Consider the following 16,432-nt stretch of genomic DNA (forward strand, 5'->3'; position numbering starts at 1 on the left):
GTAAAACGCGCTAAACTTGTAAAAATGGTGGTTGAGAATGAGTGCATGCAATGTCGAATTTAAATGTAATACTTCTGGCTAAGAAGCCATTTTAAACTATCCTAACTATCTATTCTTTATAAGGTTACCAATTTTCAGTAACCGAAGAGCGCGTTCGGTGGCATCACTGGTGAGCCTGGCTGCATGTTCCATAGCATATGATAAGGGCATTGGCGCATCGGGAAGGGTAGCTACAGCATCGATACCCAGGGCATAGATAGCGCGATAGCCTTCACCCAGACCACCGGCCAGGGCTATCACTGGCAAATTATAGTGTTTAGCCAGCCTGGCAACGGCTCCAACACTTTTCCCATACGCGGTTTGTTCATCAAGTTGTCCTTCGGCTGTGATCACGAGATCTGCGTTGGGCAGCTTCTCTTCGAGGCTGACAGCTTCCAGGATGAGGCGCGAACCGGGGCGTAATTTGGCCTGCAAAAAGGCAATTAGTCCGGCTCCCAGACCGCCAGCTGCGCCAGCCCCTTCAAGTGTATATACGGATATATGCAAGTCGCGTTCGATAATTTTTGCATAATTGTCTAATGCCGCATCCAACTGGCTTACCATCTCTGGCGTTGCCCCTTTTTGTGGCCCATAGACAGCAGAGGCTCCGCTTGGGCCGCATAGAGGATTAGTGACGTCGCTAGCTACCTCAAATGTGCAATCCCGCAGGTGTGGATCTATCCCGTCCGTAGAAATGTGGGCTAGCCTGGCCAGGGCAGCGCCGCCGCGTGCCAGTTCCGTTCCCTGAGCGTCGGTAAGTGATGCTCCCAGGGCCTGGGCCATGCCTGCTCCTCCGTCGTTGGTGGCGCTTCCGCCAATACCGATGATGAAATGACGGCAGCCGTAGTCTAAGGCGGCGCGCATCAACTCGCCAACTCCATAAGTTGTGGTGATGCGCGGATCTCGTTGTTCTGGAGGAACCAATGGTAGACCTGAGCTGGCCGCCATCTCGATAGCCGCTGTGCGCTGATCGCCAAGTACACCAAAGAATGCTCTGACGGGTTCTCCAAGCGGTCCGGTGACAGTTTGCTGAACTATCTTGCCGCCAGTAGCGTCAACCAGAGCCTGGACTGTGCCTTCTCCTCCATCTGCGATGGGGACGATCTCAAGCTCTGCATCGGTATAGACGGCATGAATTCCCTTGGCGATAGCATGTCCAGTTTCCGCAGCGGTGAGGCTGCCTTTGAGGGCCTGGGGAGCGATGACAATACGCATGGTGGCATCTCCTCGTGCTAATCTATGTATGTACCGGCTTGCTCTTCTATTCCCGTCCCAAATTACAATATGGAAGCAAGCGTCGTCAAATGATGCATCAGGCTTCATGGCTCACATTGTTATTGTGTTTCTTATAGCCATTGAATATTAACCCACGCTTGTTCGCCACATGTATTTAATAAGAGGAACAGGTTGCTGGAATGAGAATAAAGCTCTAGCAAAGCTACAGGAGATGCGGGAAAATACTTTCGGAATTGCAATTATAGGTTATATAAAGCGCTATTTTGTAGAAAGATGCATGAAATACAGTAAGCTCTTTCGGCCAGATGACAATCCAGGGAGAAAGGACTATACTATGCAGTGTCCTCAATATAGATCGTACTTAGCTTGTAAACCGCAGCCTTACTTCGGTGCGAGTAAGATCTATTTGTTAGATAAAAAGCCAGACAAAGGCTCTGGTTGAGAATTTAGCGAGTTGTGATGTAAGTCTCACCAATTCTCTATTTTAGCAAAAAATGGAGTTTTCTTATGCAGGGCGGACTCTCTTCGACGTGGAATTGGAATCCCGTAGTGCTTATTTTCTTGCTTGGATTAAGCCTGCTCTATATTTTTGGCGTGAGAGCAGCGCGCAGACGTTACGCGCAAAATCAGCAGGATGAGCCGATAAGGGGTTACCATATCGTGGCTTTCTTTGCCGCTATTCTGATTGCGGCAGCAATGTTTCTTACACCTATAGCTACTATTGGACGTACACAGCTATTTGTCATACACATGGCTCAAGTAGTCATTTTAATAACGCTTTGTACACCTCTCATGATGTTTGCTTGCCCCAAGATATTGCTGCGCATCGTGCTTGAGGCGCCGGTTGTCGGGACTCTCGTTCGCTGGCTGACCTTCCCTGTTGCGGCCTCGGTAATCTTCAATCTTGTTTTTCTACTCTGGCATACTCCAACGCTCTTTGACATGGCTCAGGCCAGCCCTGCACTCTATGATATTGAATTGCTCAGCATTTTTGTGACCTCGTGGCTGAACTGGTGGCCGCTGATTGGTTCCAAGCGCGAGCATCATATGAGTTATCCTGTGCAGATACTTTATACCTTCTTTGATGGCCAGCCCGTTGATATTCTGGCTTTTATCCTGGTCTTCAGCGGTACGACAGTGTATCCACATTATGTACCGCCCGCCCAGTTTGGCATTCCCCTTTTCGGCGATCAAGCCTCGGGAGGCGCATTACTGTTGGCTCCTGGGTTGGTCGACTTCATCGTGATGACCCCTCTCTTTTTCCGCTGGCTGGGTCAGATAGAACAGCGCACAAGGCTGGATGATCTACGCCGGCAAGAAGAAGCTGAACTGGAAGAGGACGATGAGCTAGAGTTAGAAGAGGGAGAAATTGAATTAGGGAATGAGGCGAACATGTAGGGCTCTCTCCTTAGCCTTGCTGCATTTATATTATGCATTCCAGGAACAAGGCAAGTGTAAGGCTTGCTGTAGCCGCTGCTCATAGACGTGGCGAGGAATTTCTGTAACGCCTAATGTGGCCAGGTGGGGCGTAATAAATTGGGTATCGTGGAGCGTGTAGCCGCGCGTTTGCAGATGCTCGACCAGGGCGACCAGGCAAACCTTTGAGGCATCTGTAGCCTGGGAGAACATGCTTTCGCCCATAAAGGCCCCACCAATAGCTATGCCATAGAGGCCACCGACAAGCTCTCCATCTTTCCAGGCCTCGACGCTATGCGCGAAGCCTGCATGATATAAATAGGTATATGTTTTAATAAACTCCTCGTTAATCCAGGTCTCCTCACGGTCAGCACAGCTGCGCATGACCTGCTCGAAGGCTGTATCTATGCGGATCGTGAAGATGCTCTTTCGTATGGTGGCGCGTAGAGAACGTGAAATATGCAGATTCTCGTGTTCCAGGATAGCCCGCGGATCGGGGGCGTACCAGCTAATGCGCCCTTGTTCGTCTGCCATCGGAAAGATGCCCTGTGCATAGGCCCTGATTACCAGAGCCGGGTCCAGAGATTCGGGTCGTTTGCGCATACTTTGACTCAACTATCTTCTTCGCTTACCGTGAGGGTTGGCCTGGATTCTCTACCATCAGGCGCCAACAATAATAGCATATTGGGCGCCTGATTGGAAATGGACTTACCAGTTTGTCAGCCGCGAGCGAACCATTTAAGATAGACGGCGATTCTTGGATTCACACCTTTCACCATCTCCATATCTTCGCCAGTCAGAGGCTTGATCCACAGCAGTAGCCCAAGGCAGAGCACAATAAAGAGGCAGCCAGAGATGACCAGGAGAGTGCGGTCTGCTGGATGCCAGAGAATGCTAGGGAGCGCAGCAAGGATCAGGGCCAGTAAGAAGCGCAAAGTGAACTTGATGGGGTATTTGTGGGGCAGATCGCGCCACAAGAAGGCTAATAGGAGCCCTCCCGTCAGTACTCTGGCAACTCCATCGGCGATCAGCGCTCCGGCTGGCCCGAAGGAGGGGATTAAGATAGCTCCCATGATAATAAGCGCCAGGATGCCTATCCATTCGCCAAGCACAACCAGCCGGGACTTATTTACCACATAGAGGGTAGATTGATGAATAGTAGTGCCCAATACGCGTACAAAGATATTAAAGAAGATAAAGATCGCGAGCAAAGGCCCGACAGGATCATAGGTACTTCCGTATAAGGCATGGGCAATATTTGGTGCGTTAAACAAGCAGAAGACCAGACCAGGGGCCGCAAGCAGCGTCTCGACCCTGATCAGCGTTTGCCAGGAAAGGGATAAACGTTCGTAATTGTTCCCTACGAAGGCTGCGGCAAGCGCCGAGCCGGCAACTCCGCCAAAGCCTGTGACCAATAACAGATTGGCCGCATCTGCAAGTTGGAAGGAAAGATTGAAGTAGCCGACATCAATCAATGATATGGCAAAGACGCCAAGAAGGATGATAGAGATCTGCTTAAGCAAAGCCCCTGTGGCCAGATTGGTTAACCAGGCCGAAATACCTAGCTGGAATAAGGGCTTTAAGGGTTGCTTATAACTAGCCCCTCGCTTGAGAAGTAAAGGAGCTAGCCAGATAGCGAAAGCCAGCATATTAAGCACAGAGCCGATGGCCAGTAGCCAGATCATGCCTGTGATGCCTCCGCCGAGCTGTAGAACGATGAAACCTATAATGAGCATGGCAAGCTGGGTCAGGCTGCCAATGACCAGCACAATGTGCATACGCATCAAGGCTGCACATACGGCGTTAAGCAGGCTACCTACGCTACTCCCTACTACATAAATGGAAATAGGGATAATATAAGCCTGAAGTTCAGGGTTGCGCAGCCCCGCCGCAACTTGCTGAGCTTGAATATCGATAGCCCCTTTTAAGAAGGAAAGCTTGAGATGGATAGAGAGATGGGAGAACTCGATAAGCGTTGCTAAGACTGGTAAAGCAAAGAGTATTACGATAACGCTTACAGCTAGAATTCCTAGGCGCGCCATCAGCAGGCGCCTGATTAATGAAGCGGCTGATGCTGGTCCGTGTTCAGCAAATACCCGTGGTACAAAGGTATAGGTAGCGTCTTCAAAACCGAAGGCTACAACGTAGAGAATTGTGTTATATGCCGTCTGCACTACGGCATAGATACCGTACTGCTCGGTAGATACTTCATGAGTGATAACGAGTGTGAGCAAAAATATTGAGATAAAAAACCACAACCCATAGGCCTGGTTGAGCAGATAGCTGTTAGGGGTACGCTTTAGAAGCTCTCGCGCTCCTGCTTCCCCTAACGATATGTCAGTTTCTCGAAGGATCGAGGCTGCGGCAACAGACTTGCCTGACGATGGCTGTTGTAAGCCATCGGCTGTTTGCTCTTTCCCTCCTACTTTTGAGTTGTTGTTTTCCATAGATGAAATGTGCTTGTATGTTTCTAGTTGACCAGTGTTTATACGTAGTAGTCGTAATGGGCGTAGCGTTAGTTTACTCATACTATAATACATTCCTAGCGCACTTTAAAGACATAGCGGCACAGCCAGCCAATGCCTCCTAGTGCGGCAAACAACTCTAGCACACTTACATTTGCCACGATATGGTCGCTGGAAAGAAGATAAAATGCACCAACTTTGAAGGTGGCAGCAATGACAAAAAGTCCTAAGCCGATCCATGCAGGTAGAGTAGCATACAGTAGTGCGCGTTGCCAACAATTAGCAAGAAAACCGATAACCGTTGGTACTATATAAAGCAAAGCGGCGACTAATGGAGCAATGACTGGAGGAAAGGGACCATCTATGGTAGCACTGTCTAACATTGGTAGCAGCCGAGCCCATAATTGGGCCGGAATAAGAGCCAGAAGAACGAGCACTGTTTCCAGAATGATCAGACCGATTAGGATGATCTGCAGGTTGCGCTTGATATTTAATTGTATCGCACTTATATACATTGCAAATCCTCTCGCTTAGTTCTTTGGAATTGGAAGGAGACCCATACTATATTTCAGCAGCAAGATGCGCCTGACCGAATCGTCAATGCGCTGTTGGGTAATAGAGCCGTCTTTTATGGCTTGCTTGATACCATCCATTAGGCGCTCTACATCAGCAGGGCTGGTAGCTCCCATCAGTAAGTCTGCGCCAGCCTCAATGGCGAGTGCACCTGCCTGGGCCTCATCATGAAAAGCGCTGATACCTTCCATTGTCAGGCTATCGGTTATAATGACGCCCTGGAAATGGAGCTCATTGCGCAATATACCTGTAACAACCTTGTAGGAGAGTGTGGACGGCTGCGTATTATCGACGGCTTCCACGACTTCGTGGGTAACCATGACGGCATGGACAAGTTTTTGCTGAATCAGAGATCGATAGGGAGCCCATGTGATCTGCTCTAAGTGGTCTTTTGAGCGGGTCAGGTGGGGCACTCCTGTGTGCGGGTCAACTCCTACATCCCCTAAGCCAGGGAAATGTTTAAGGGTACCAATGACGCGTCCGCTTTGTTGAAGACCCTGTAAATAGGCGGCTGCCATTTGTGTGACAAGGGTCGGGTCGCTTCCATAGGTACGGCTCGCTAATTGTGGATTGTAGACGGTTGTCACGTCAACTACCGGTGCGAGATTAAGGTTAATACCATAAGCGCTAAGATCCTGGGCATCCTGGACGCCGGCCTGCTGCGCCTTTGCTGGATCTCCCGTTGCACCAATACTTGCCGCCGATGCTCGGGAGCCATCAAGCTGGGCCAGGCGGTCAACTGCCCCCCCTTCCTGGTCGATGGCTACGGCAAGTGGAATGGCGCTATGACTCTTCATCTGTTGAATCAGGCCCTGAAATTGTGTTTTGCTGATAATGTTGCCGTTGGCTGAGAAAAGCAATACAGCCCCAACGCCATACTTGCCGATCATCGTACTCAAAGGAAGCGAGTAGGACGAGCCGGTGAATTGAACAATCATCATCTGTCCCAATTTCTGCTCAAGCGACATCTTGTGTATGATCAGATCAATATACTGTTGAGGGGTAGGGCGCGCGGCCCCTGTGCCATTGTGGGAAGTAGGATGAAGTTGTTCTGTAATATGGTTGAGTAGACTTTGGTCAGGGGCGTTATTGCTCGGGCCTGCCAATACATAAGCCCAACCTTGCGGGCCTGTAAGCTGCGAAAGAGCTGTATTGCCAGTTTGTAAGACGACAATAGCAAGCAGCACTATCAGCAGGATAGCTTTGTATCTATTTATGTGTATCTTCGAATGCGCAGGTTGGCCGGATTGCTGGTCATCGCTTGACGAAAGTTTCCTGGTAGAGCGACGAGTCTCATGTAAATGAGCCGATACCTCAGGGGTGCCAGCCTCTTTTTCTGCCATGCTTGACTCCTCCGTCGAGTGCAGCGCTGGAGGATTGGTTTGACAAGAGCTTCTAGCTATAGATGATATCTGCGTATCTTCTTGTTCTTCATCATCGGCTGATTGTTTCTTGGATGAAGAGGGGCGAATATGCTGCATTGTTTCAGTTCTCTCAAACAAGTTGGGAAGGGATACGAGCTCCAGCTATCTCCGGTCTGGGACAGTATAGCGCCGAATTCCTGACAGGTCAAGCAAAGGCACGCTGATAGGCTCATCATGTGCCTGGAGATGCCCATCAGGATTATAGAGACAAAGCTAGCTTCCTGGAATCTGGCACTGTAGCGGCTTCCTTTCCTCATGCACTACGATCGGGGCGATATATGACAAAAAGCTTGGCAAGCAAATAACGTCTCTTCTATCGAGGAACGTATGTGACAGGCGAATTACTCTTTGCCCGTGAAGGGGCAAATAAGAATTGGTTAATAAATACATGCCCCTGCCGAAAATCGTAGTGTGAGAAGATTATAACATAGGATGAGTATCAGGGAAGGCCGAGCGTATTATCAGCTATGAAAAATAGGATAATAGGGCAATTCGGCTGACGATAAGAGAGCCTCCAGATGATAAAGAGAGCTATGTCAACTTATCCTGGAAGGAACGCCAGTTCATAGCTAAAGGCGCATAAGATAATGTATCCCATTACGCCTTTAGCTAGGTTCAGGAGCTGTGGCCCTGAGCCTGTATCCGTAAGGCTATTTGCTCGAAGTCCTCTCGGCGTTCGCAAACCCAGTCTACAAGTTCCAGGACATCCTGTGCGCTAAGGCTTACTTGTAAGCCATTGATATCGGTAAGGATAAGGCCATAGGCAGTTTTTTGGATCTGGGCGATGAGCAGATCATACTTCTCGGAGCGTCCAGAGTTTCTGGGCCGCAGCGATAACCAGGAAGCGCTATGATCAATATAGCCTGGTTGTTCCTGGCTAATCCACTCGACCAGGCGTGTTTTTAAGGGGCTGGCTTTGCCCCAGATATGAATACCTCCTTGTGGCGTAAACTCCACATGTAGCAGATCTGTTTGGTCTGTCACAAGGAATGATAGAACTCCCCGACCGGATTCTATCTGTGTACCGCTTTCCCAACCCTGTTCCTCGATGAAGGATTGAAAAGCTTCGGTACGACACTGCAGGTGTCTCTTTGTGAATTTGCCCAATGAGAGCCCACCTTTCTCCAATGTGCCGCGCTGATCTGGCCGGCGATTCGGGGTTCTCCCACAAGCCCCTGCCCATCACCTGTTGCATGTTCAATGGGCCCTTTGACATGGCTCTGGGCATTGGCCTCAGCATTGAGGCGTGATGGCACGTTCTTGTGAGTGGCTCTTGACGATCTGCTTTGAAGATACCGCTCTAAGCATATGTCCAGCCCATCGCTTGTAGCATTTGTTGTAAAGCCTGGGAGGCGCGTCGAAACAGAGCCGGGCCACTAAATCCCTGATATCGGCCAGAGAGCGCAAGGTGAGGCTCAAGCGAAAGGAAGCCATCATAGCCATCGGCTCGCAAGCGCTCTAAAATTTCGGGCCAACGCGCCACTCCCTCTCCGGCAGCTACAACCTCGCCATTGGCTAGCGCATCCTTGACATGGACGTAGCGCAGCCATGGCTGAAGCGCGTCATAGGCGTCGGGGTAGGGAACCTGAGCGCACTGAATAAAGTTAGCGGGATCAAAAGCAGCTTGTAACTGTGGGTGCTCACAATTTTTGAGCAGGTCGACGCAGCTGGCGATAGTGTCGCCATAGATCTCTTTCTCATTCTCATGCAGGAGTACTAGCTGCGTGCTCTGTACGCGGGCGAGCAGCGCTTTCAGCCTGTTGAGCACCTCATCGCGATATGTGGCGGGCTGATTTCCTTCTCCTCCCTTACTGGCCGCTGGATAGAAGGAGAAGATACGGATAAAGCGCGTCTGTAAGATGTGCGCTAGCTCGATGGCGCGCTCGAAACGTTGCAAGTGCTCTTCGAATGAGCTATCGATAGGTACTTTCCCGATAGGCGAGCCAATGCAGGCGACGCCGACTCCTTGCCTGTCAAGAGTTTCCTTGACGCTGGCTATTTGCTGATCGCTGAGATCCAGAACGTTGGTATTCCAGACGCTGCGTAGATCCAGAAAGTGGATATTCTCGCTTTTGAGTACGGCAATTTGCTCGTCAAGATCGGCGGAAATCTCATCGGCGAAGGCTGAAAGGTGGATCATGAAAGCGTTACCTCCCGGTGCAGGCGAGCTGATTCGTATATGCCTAGAATGATCTCGGTGGGATGCCTGGCGGCATAGCCATCGACAAGCGGGGTGCCGTTTTCGCTGATGGCCCGGAGCATGTCTGCTAGCTGCAAGGCATGGCCTCTATAGGCCAGCGCTGCGGGGTCCTGAGCTGCTGATGGACCAGTATCCGCGTTTGCTTGAGCAGTGCGCGAACGCTCCTCGGCAGATATGCCATAAGGACCGACCTCGCTGCTATCCTCGCGTGCCAGGTGAAGATAACTTAGCTTATCTCCTTCGATAACTGCCGATCCTTTATTACCGTAGACCTCGATGCGCGTGCTGTTGCCTGGATAGGCTCCTGTCGTGGCTGAAATTGTTCCCAGCGCGCCATTGGCGAAGCGCAAGATAGCTACAGCCGCATCTTCAGTTTCCATGCGATGGGCCAGCGTATCTGTATAGGCTACAATGCTTTTGACCGGACCCATAAACCATTGTAAGAGGTCGATTGAGTGGATAGATTGGTTCATGAGAACCCCGCCGCCATCAAGTTCCCAGGTCCCTCGCCAGGCCCCACTGTCGTAGTATGCCTGCGAGCGCCACCAGGGAATAATGGCGTTTCCCAGGACCAGTTTGCCAAGGGCCTGCTCTTGAACCAGGTCATAGACCTGACGTGAGGCCGGATCAAAGCGATGCTGGCTGATGACTGCAAGCTTTACCCCAGTTTCGTTCTGGACGTGTAGCATCTCCTCTATGGCCGTGCGTTTGATCTCCATCGGCTTCTCAACAACTACATGCCTTCCTGAGCGCATTACCTGGCATGCGTGCTCCCCATGCTGCCCGCTGGGAGTGCAGACTGTGACGATATCCAGTTGCTCGCGCTTGAGCATCTCCTGAATATCGTTGTAAGGCCTCACATGGTACATCTCGGCGAGCTTTTGCGCTCGCTCAGGAATAATATCTACTACCGCAACCAGCTGCGCCTCAGGTAGGCTGGTTATGGCCTGGGCATGAAGTTGACCGATCACGCCACCGCCAATAATCCCGAAGCGATATTGTTTTGTCATACCTGATATCTCCTCCTGTGTATAACATCTATGTATGATAGTGGGCGACCCTTCCTTCTGCTCAGTTGGTCAGTTGCCCTTGCAGTGTTTGTAAGACCCGGACAAAGCCAGGCAAGGCAATCTCCGGCTCCTCGATCTCGGGATGCCAGCGCTTTTCCCACTCAAATGAGAGCCAGCCCTGATAGCCGCCGCTAGCCAGTAACTGCAGAACCTCGCCAAGCGGGACATCGCCCTCGCCAAGGGGACAGTAACGAACCTCAGTAGCGCTACGAACCGAATCTTTCAGGTGGACATGTTTAATCCTATTTTTAAGTTTCTGGTAGGTTTCGGCTAAGGGCTCGGCAAAGAATCTGTAGGGATGGTGCACGTCCCAGAGCACGCCTACCTGCGGATCATTGGCAGCCTGGAGAACGGGAAGCAGATTTGCAATGCGGGCAAAGTCTCCATGCGATTCAAGCAATACCTGGACGTGCGTGTTGTGGGCGTGTTGAGCCAGAGCCAGCAATCCATCAGCTACTTGCTGTATAATCTGTTCGCGCACCTGCTCATTCTCAATATGGTCGCCAAAGACCCTGATGTAGGGAGCACCCAGCTCTTCGGCAAGATCGATATGGCGCTTCCCCTCAGCGATATTGCGGCTTATCTCCTCAGCGCGCTCAAAGCGGACCGAAGTATCCAGGCAGACAATTGACAGGTTTCGCTCTTGCAGCTCGCGTTTCGTGGCCGCCAACCTGCTAGCCGTAAATGGCGCTGACCTTGTAAGATCCATCTCTCCCTCAACCCCACGCAGTTCAAGGCCCTGGTAGCCATACTCGACGGCTTTTTGTACTATTTGTTCCCATGACCAATCAGGGCATGCGAGCGTAGTAAATGCTAAAGGATAACGAAGGTTTGTCGATGCTTGCATACTCAATACTCCTGCTTCTCTGTTTTCTATCTTGCAGATCAATTGTTGATTCACTCACTCGGTTTATCCCTTCACGCCACCGGCTGTCAAACCCCCTATCAGATAGCGCTGAAATACCATGTAGAGGATGACCACAGGAAGAGCGCTCACAACCGCGGCTCCCATAAGCTGGCCATAGAGCGGCAGCGCTCCGCCCTCCTGAGCCGAGCTAAATGCTTGCAGCAGAACGGCCACGGTGCGACTCTCGGGCGACGTCAAGACGCTGGCAAAAAGCACATCGTTCCAGCCAGTTAAGAAGGAAAAAACGAGAGCTACCACCATACCGGGCAGGGCAAGCGGTACAATGACCTTCCAGAGCGCTTGTAGCCGTGTCGAGCCATCAACGAGGGCTGCCTCTTCGAGATCTAATGGAATGCTGCCAAGGTATGAGACCATAAGCCAGGTAGCAAATGGGAGCGCAAAGGTAAGATAGGTAATGATCACGGTCGGATAGGTTCCCACAAGCTTGAGGCGCAGCACTGCCTGCAAGGAGGCAAAGAGCACGAAGAGGGGGAGCAAGAGCATTACGCTGGGAATAGTTTGTAAGCCAATCAGCGAGTAGAGATAGACCAGGCGTCCACGGAACTTAAATCTGGTAATAATATAAGCTGCTCCTACCGCCAGGATAACCGCGATGACGCTGGCAATTCCTGAGATGAGCAGGCTATTGCCCAGGCCCTGAGCCAGATTTACTGTCGTCCACATGTGGAGATAGTTGTCAAAGGCCCAGTGCGAGGGTAGCAGGTTGTCTCCATTGATCTCGGTATCTGGCGTCACTGAGAGCAAGAGCGTATAGGCAATAGGAATCAGAATGAAGACCAGCAAAAGCGCGGTCGCGACAATGCGGATTGGTGGCGATAAGATTTGTTGGGCATCCCTCTGCTTATTCATGCTGCTGACACCTCCCCCAGACGCAAGACGCGGATGTACATAAATCCTGGGATAAGCATAATGATCAGTGTAATGACAGCCATGGCGCCGCCCAGGCCAAAGTTAAAGAGCTGGAACGAAGAGACAAAGATGTTGAGCGGCAAGACATCTGCCTGGATGGGCGGCGGTGTGCCGAAAAGGACAAAGGGCAGTGTAAAGTTATTAAAGTGGTTGAGCGTTGAAAGGAGTAGGGCCAGCCCCAGGATGTGCCGCAGCTGGGGTAGAACAACGTTTACCAACTTCTGCCAGGCGTTAGCGCCATCTACATCTGCAGCTTCGTAGACTTCGCTAGAAATTGACTGTAAGCCGGCCAGCACCATAATATAGACAAACGCCCACGAGGCCCACACATCGGCAATGACCATGGCCCAGAAGCTATTCGGGCCCAAGAGCCAGTACATATTAATATCGGCAAGGTGCAGGCCTGCGAGCAGACGATCGACCAGCCCGGTTCTGTTCAAGAACATCATTCTCCAGACAAGGGCCGTGACAAACGTGGGCATCACATAGGGAATGAGGTAAAGCGCACGGATAATAGTGCGCCCCCGGTATTGTGTATTGACCGTAAGGGCCGCCAGTATTCCGATAGGGGTAATCAATAGCGTTGTTAGCAGCGAAAAGGCGAGACTTACCCCTAAAGAAACGAGGGCCGAAGCTCCTACCACGTTCCCGGCAGTCAGCGCTGTTATATAGTTACTCAGCCCGGCCCAGGGAGCATGAATCCAGCTCCGCAGAGTATATTGGTCGAGATTGAGAAAACTAATATAGACAGCTATCAAAAAGGGTATGCCGATAATAACTACCAGGAGTAGAATGCTTGGCCACATAAGCCACATTGGCCGCTTTCCGACTGCGGCACCCTTGCCAGATTGAGGCTTTGAGGCTATAGGGGCGGCCGGAACGGTTTCTGGCACCGGCTGTATAGACATAATTGTCACCTCCAAAGTCAAGAGACTCGCAGTAGAGGCGCGAGTCTCTTGCGCACCATCCAGAGCACACAACTCAGTGGAGCTGGCCCTGAATTTGCTGATTGGCCTGATCTAGCAACGGTTTGATGTGGGACGGATCATAATGTTTGGTTGCCACCTCGTTAGCGAGCTTGGAACTGACGCCGGCTAACGAAACTTCCAGCGGCCCCCAGGCTCCCGAAAAGGGCGTGGGAGAGGCGCCTTGCTCAGCCTGGATAAAGGCTGCAGTTTGGGGATCTTTGCTGGCCAGGCTGTTGGCGGCAGCTACGTTTGTCGGAAGATCGCCAAAGGTTTTCGTCCACTCAAGCTGGTGAGCTTCATCGGTGACAAGGTTGATAAATTTATAGGCCAGATCCTTGACGTTAGAGTAGTCAGCGACAGCCAGCATATCTCCAGAAACGATAGTTGAGGCCGGCACACCGTTGGCTGGTCTCTGTTGCATGCCATATGGGATGGTCGGCATGGGCGCGAAGGCATATTTATCGGCTACACTAGATTTTTGCATGGTTGGCGTGAGGGTGGAAGTCACCATGATTAACATGCCAACCTTGCCGTTAGCAAAGGCCTGGGTAGCATCGCCGGCCTTCCAGGCCATCGAGTTTGGATCGACAATCTTATAGTTGTTGGCCCAATCAAACCAGAATTTGACTGCATCCACAGCTTGTGGCGTGTTAAGTTGGGCAGTTTTAAGGTCCTGGGAGAGGAAGTGACCGCCCATTTGCTCGGTGAACATCCACCAGATTTTCCAGGGGTCAAATGAGTCTGAGGGGTCCATCTCGGCACCATAGATGCCAGCCGAAGAATTGGTCATCTTCTGGGCATCCTGAACAAATTCGGTCCAGGTCGTGGGAGGAGCGCTAATGCCGGCTTTCTGGAACAGTTCTTTATTATAGACCATAGCAAACGGACGCATTACCCAGGGAATCGCGATTTGCTGGCTTGGCGAGATCCCGGACATGCTAAGCTGCTGCTTAAAGAATCTGTCCTTGCCACCTACCTGTTTCCAATCTTGATCGCTCAGCGTGGCAAAGCCTTTGGTAGCCTGGGCTGTTGGCACAAAGGTGGTGCCCAGGCTAAATACATCAGGACCACTGCCTGTTACGATCGCGTTCTGTAGTTTTGTCTGCTCTTCATTGCTACTGCTATAGGTATCCCAGGCAATAGTTGCCCCGGTTGCCTTCTGGAAGTCACTGCCGATTTGTTGCATCCATTGCTTCTGCTGGGTAGGATACGTGGTATTATATCCAATGAGGACGTGAAGGGTCTGGCCAGTACCATTGCTACTCGTGTTACCGCCGCATGCTGCCAGGATGAGGGTAAGCAGCATGAGCGAAGATAGCCAGTGGCAAGCTCGTCGGTGAGTCGCTTTCATCGCCTTGTCTCCTTCCCGAACGTCAACCTGTGGTTGAGCCGTTTGTGTAGAAGTTAGAAGTCTAGAAGGTGAACTATAAAAGGTTCTCTGCACTTGTGTCGTGTGGAAAATGAGCGCTCTTTTGCATGTAGCTGTATCAATCTCCTGCTGTGGGCATCCTGCATAGCGCTTCATAAAGGCGCTATGTAGATATATAGAAGAATGTACTACGCTAAAAATATTGTCGATGTCTCTTTGAAATCCAAAAGCACATCTTATATAGCACATCATCATTCCTTGAAGGCCTTCAAGAAAAGTATAGAAGAAGCTTCGCCGAAATTCCAGAGAGAAGTAGGTGAGAGGAGTGCCAGTTTGGTGACAGTTTTGTGCCAGTTGGGAATGGATAGGTTGGGCAGCCAAAAAAGGGATCGACAGGGTGGCAGGAGATCAGTACACTATATGGTAGTTCTACCGCGAAAGTAGGTGTGAGATGAGCACCAATAACACTTTACGTACTCTCCGCGAGAGCTTGAATCTCTCCATACAAGGGGTAGCCGAAGGCGCGAAGGTCTCTTTTCGAACCGTTTTACGCGCTGAAAAGGGCTATCCCTTGAATCCGGGATCACGCCAGCGCCTCTGTTCATTTTATGGCAAAACAGCAGAGGAATTGGGGTTGGTGGCTCAGCGTCGCCGGAGCCGTAACGAGGCGGCTTGCGTCCAGAAGCGAGAGGGCGGCGAGTTAGAGATATCGCGTACTACATTGCAGGACATGCAAACAGCAGTACAGGAAGTCGCACAAGATGATGTGAATGCAGATCAAGCCTACCTCCTTTTCCTGCAAGCTTTGGGGACCGCCGGAGTGACGTTAAGCGCCGTATCTGAAGAGTTTCTGCCCTCGTCTATAGCTTCTCGGGGCAGCAAAGGCCAGACGGCAGATGTATCGCCCTCGACGATTGAGAATCTTGCCCAGATTACGCAGCAGTATCGCTCGTTGCATCGGGCTGGATTTCCCATTGAAGAGAGCTTGCGCAGCCATATGGGGCTGCTTCACAGTGCCCTGGAAAATACAGTAAATGATCAATATCGCTGCAAGCTATGGGGATTGCTGGCCCAATTTCAATTGTTGGCGAGGCAGTCGGCCACGCGTAGGCGGGAACTTGGGCAGGCGCGCACCTGGAACGAATCAGCGATTGCGGCGGCTCAGTATAGTGGCGATGCCTGTTTATTGGGTGCGGCTCTGGGACACCTTGGCCATCTCTATCTCACCTGGCAACGTAATCCAACCGTTGCCCACCAACTGATTGATCAGGCCTGCGAGTATGCAAAGGGGCATCCGATAAGGGGCTGGTTTGCCATTGTGAACGCTGCTATTGCAGCCACTGAGGAGAATAAAGCCTTATGTGAAGCCTCAATAACGCAAGCGCTGGAAATCGTGCATACCTTGCCAAGGACTGCTGAAGCTGACGATATGTATTATACCGATTTCAATCCTGTTGGGGTTAGTGCTTTTGCTGGGAATTGTCTCTTGAAGGTCGGAGAGCCGGAAAAGGCTCTTGGGCTTCTGAGCGCGCTTGATGTGAGTGCGCTGGCAAGTAATCGACAGGCTAGCACTTTTTGCGATATGGCCCATGCCTATGCTACGGTGGGAGATTTAGCGTCGGCCCAGAGCTATGCTTTTCGCTCGCTTGATAAAGCGTTAGAAACCAAGCGTTTATATATCATCCCACGTTTGATTTCTCTGGCGAACAAAATGCTGGAGCATAATCCACACGAGGCCCACGCTTCTGCGATTATGGCCTATGCCCACAACGCTCTATATGAGAGATCGACAGGCGCGTAAATCTTGCTTATGTGTCCTGTGTATTCTCTGCGAC

The 16,432-nt window shown here is 51.2% G+C and carries 14 protein-coding genes; 2 read left to right on the top strand and 12 right to left on the bottom strand.

Features of this window, described 5'->3' with window-relative positions:
- Positions 1-105 precede the first annotated feature (105 nt).
- A complete protein-coding gene (locus EPA93_RS43660; protein WP_129893574.1) occupies positions 106-1,254 on the bottom strand; it encodes a glycerate kinase in 1,149 nt (382 codons plus the stop codon).
- Between the two features lie 528 nt (positions 1,255-1,782).
- Here EPA93_RS43660 and EPA93_RS43665 point away from each other — a divergent pair.
- Positions 1,783-2,673, top strand: a complete 891-nt coding sequence (locus EPA93_RS43665; RefSeq protein WP_129893575.1) for a cytochrome c oxidase assembly protein — start codon at positions 1,783-1,785, stop codon at positions 2,671-2,673.
- A gap of 30 nt (positions 2,674-2,703) precedes the next feature.
- Here EPA93_RS43665 and aat read toward each other — a convergent pair whose 3' ends face one another.
- The 11 genes from aat to EPA93_RS43720 all read right to left on the bottom strand — a co-directional run bounded on the left by aat (position 2,704) and on the right by EPA93_RS43720 (position 14,579).
- On the bottom strand, positions 2,704-3,294 hold the full coding sequence (gene aat / locus EPA93_RS43670) for a leucyl/phenylalanyl-tRNA--protein transferase (protein ID WP_129894832.1): 591 nt from the start codon (positions 3,292-3,294) through the stop codon (positions 2,704-2,706).
- 116 nt (positions 3,295-3,410) lie between these two features.
- Positions 3,411-5,219 carry an oligosaccharide flippase family protein gene (locus EPA93_RS43675; protein ID WP_165423789.1) on the bottom strand — a complete coding sequence of 603 codons (1,809 nt, stop codon included), beginning with the start codon at positions 5,217-5,219 and terminating at the stop codon, positions 3,411-3,413.
- 14 nt (positions 5,220-5,233) lie between these two features.
- On the bottom strand, positions 5,234-5,671 hold the full coding sequence (locus EPA93_RS43680; protein ID WP_129893577.1) for a hypothetical protein: 438 nt from the start codon (positions 5,669-5,671) through the stop codon (positions 5,234-5,236).
- Positions 5,672-5,686: 15 nt separating this feature from the next.
- Positions 5,687-7,072, bottom strand: a complete 1,386-nt coding sequence (locus EPA93_RS43685) for a glycoside hydrolase family 3 protein (protein ID WP_165423790.1) — start codon at positions 7,070-7,072, stop codon at positions 5,687-5,689.
- Positions 7,073-7,768: 696 nt separating this feature from the next.
- On the bottom strand, positions 7,769-8,137 hold the full coding sequence (locus EPA93_RS43690; RefSeq protein WP_129893579.1) for a hypothetical protein: 369 nt from the start codon (positions 8,135-8,137) through the stop codon (positions 7,769-7,771).
- 316 nt (positions 8,138-8,453) lie between these two features.
- A complete protein-coding gene (locus EPA93_RS43695; protein ID WP_129893580.1) occupies positions 8,454-9,293 on the bottom strand; it encodes a sugar phosphate isomerase/epimerase family protein in 840 nt (279 codons plus the stop codon).
- The gene (locus EPA93_RS43700) at positions 9,290-10,363 is read right to left on the bottom strand and encodes a Gfo/Idh/MocA family protein (RefSeq protein ID WP_129893581.1); all 1,074 of its coding nucleotides are present in this window, start codon (positions 10,361-10,363) and stop codon (positions 9,290-9,292) included. The genes EPA93_RS43695 and EPA93_RS43700 overlap by 4 nt, the downstream gene beginning before the upstream one ends.
- A 61-nt stretch (positions 10,364-10,424) precedes the next feature.
- Positions 10,425-11,270 (bottom strand): sugar phosphate isomerase/epimerase family protein, encoded by an 846-nt coding sequence (locus EPA93_RS43705; RefSeq protein WP_129893582.1) that lies wholly within the window; start codon positions 11,268-11,270, stop codon positions 10,425-10,427.
- 63 nt (positions 11,271-11,333) lie between these two features.
- Positions 11,334-12,200: a carbohydrate ABC transporter permease gene (locus EPA93_RS43710; protein ID WP_129893583.1), complete on the bottom strand. Its 867-nt coding sequence runs from the start codon at positions 12,198-12,200 to the stop codon at positions 11,334-11,336.
- Entirely contained in the window at positions 12,197-13,168 is a 972-nt protein-coding gene (locus tag EPA93_RS43715; protein WP_129893584.1) for a carbohydrate ABC transporter permease, read from the bottom strand. Before EPA93_RS43715 ends, EPA93_RS43710 begins: the two co-directional genes overlap by 4 nt.
- A 73-nt stretch (positions 13,169-13,241) precedes the next feature.
- On the bottom strand, positions 13,242-14,579 hold the full coding sequence (locus EPA93_RS43720) for an ABC transporter substrate-binding protein (protein ID WP_129893585.1): 1,338 nt from the start codon (positions 14,577-14,579) through the stop codon (positions 13,242-13,244).
- Between the two features lie 469 nt (positions 14,580-15,048).
- On the opposite strand from EPA93_RS43720, the gene EPA93_RS43725 reads away from it, so the two are divergent.
- Positions 15,049-16,398 carry a helix-turn-helix domain-containing protein gene (locus tag EPA93_RS43725; RefSeq protein ID WP_129893586.1) on the top strand — a complete coding sequence of 450 codons (1,350 nt, stop codon included), beginning with the start codon at positions 15,049-15,051 and terminating at the stop codon, positions 16,396-16,398.
- The last annotated feature ends 34 nt before the right edge of the window (positions 16,399-16,432 follow it).

This window comes from Ktedonosporobacter rubrisoli, from assembly GCF_004208415.1.
GTDB classification, from domain to species: Bacteria; Chloroflexota; Ktedonobacteria; order Ktedonobacterales; family Ktedonobacteraceae; genus Ktedonosporobacter; species Ktedonosporobacter rubrisoli.

What these genes read in the sequence shown, in the direction of transcription:
- EPA93_RS43660 (WP_129893574.1), bottom strand. Translation starts at nt 1,254, where the DNA reads ATGCGTATTGTCATCGCTCCCCAGGCCCTCAAAGGCAGCCTCACCGCT.
- EPA93_RS43665 (WP_129893575.1), top strand. Translation starts at nt 1,783, where the DNA reads ATGCAGGGCGGACTCTCTTCGACGTGGAATTGGAATCCCGTAGTGCTT.
- aat (WP_129894832.1), bottom strand. Translation starts at nt 3,294, where the DNA reads ATGCGCAAACGACCCGAATCTCTGGACCCGGCTCTGGTAATCAGGGCC.
- EPA93_RS43675 (WP_165423789.1), bottom strand. Translation starts at nt 5,219, where the DNA reads ATGAGTAAACTAACGCTACGCCCATTACGACTACTACGTATAAACACT.
- EPA93_RS43680 (WP_129893577.1), bottom strand. Translation starts at nt 5,671, where the DNA reads ATGTATATAAGTGCGATACAATTAAATATCAAGCGCAACCTGCAGATC.
- EPA93_RS43685 (WP_165423790.1), bottom strand. Translation starts at nt 7,072, where the DNA reads ATGGCAGAAAAAGAGGCTGGCACCCCTGAGGTATCGGCTCATTTACAT.
- EPA93_RS43695 (WP_129893580.1), bottom strand. Translation starts at nt 9,293, where the DNA reads ATGATCCACCTTTCAGCCTTCGCCGATGAGATTTCCGCCGATCTTGAC.
- EPA93_RS43700 (WP_129893581.1), bottom strand. Translation starts at nt 10,363, where the DNA reads ATGACAAAACAATATCGCTTCGGGATTATTGGCGGTGGCGTGATCGGT.
- EPA93_RS43705 (WP_129893582.1), bottom strand. Translation starts at nt 11,270, where the DNA reads ATGCAAGCATCGACAAACCTTCGTTATCCTTTAGCATTTACTACGCTC.
- EPA93_RS43710 (WP_129893583.1), bottom strand. Translation starts at nt 12,200, where the DNA reads ATGAATAAGCAGAGGGATGCCCAACAAATCTTATCGCCACCAATCCGC.
- EPA93_RS43715 (WP_129893584.1), bottom strand. Translation starts at nt 13,168, where the DNA reads ATGTCTATACAGCCGGTGCCAGAAACCGTTCCGGCCGCCCCTATAGCC.
- EPA93_RS43720 (WP_129893585.1), bottom strand. Translation starts at nt 14,579, where the DNA reads ATGAAAGCGACTCACCGACGAGCTTGCCACTGGCTATCTTCGCTCATG.
- EPA93_RS43725 (WP_129893586.1), top strand. Translation starts at nt 15,049, where the DNA reads ATGAGCACCAATAACACTTTACGTACTCTCCGCGAGAGCTTGAATCTC.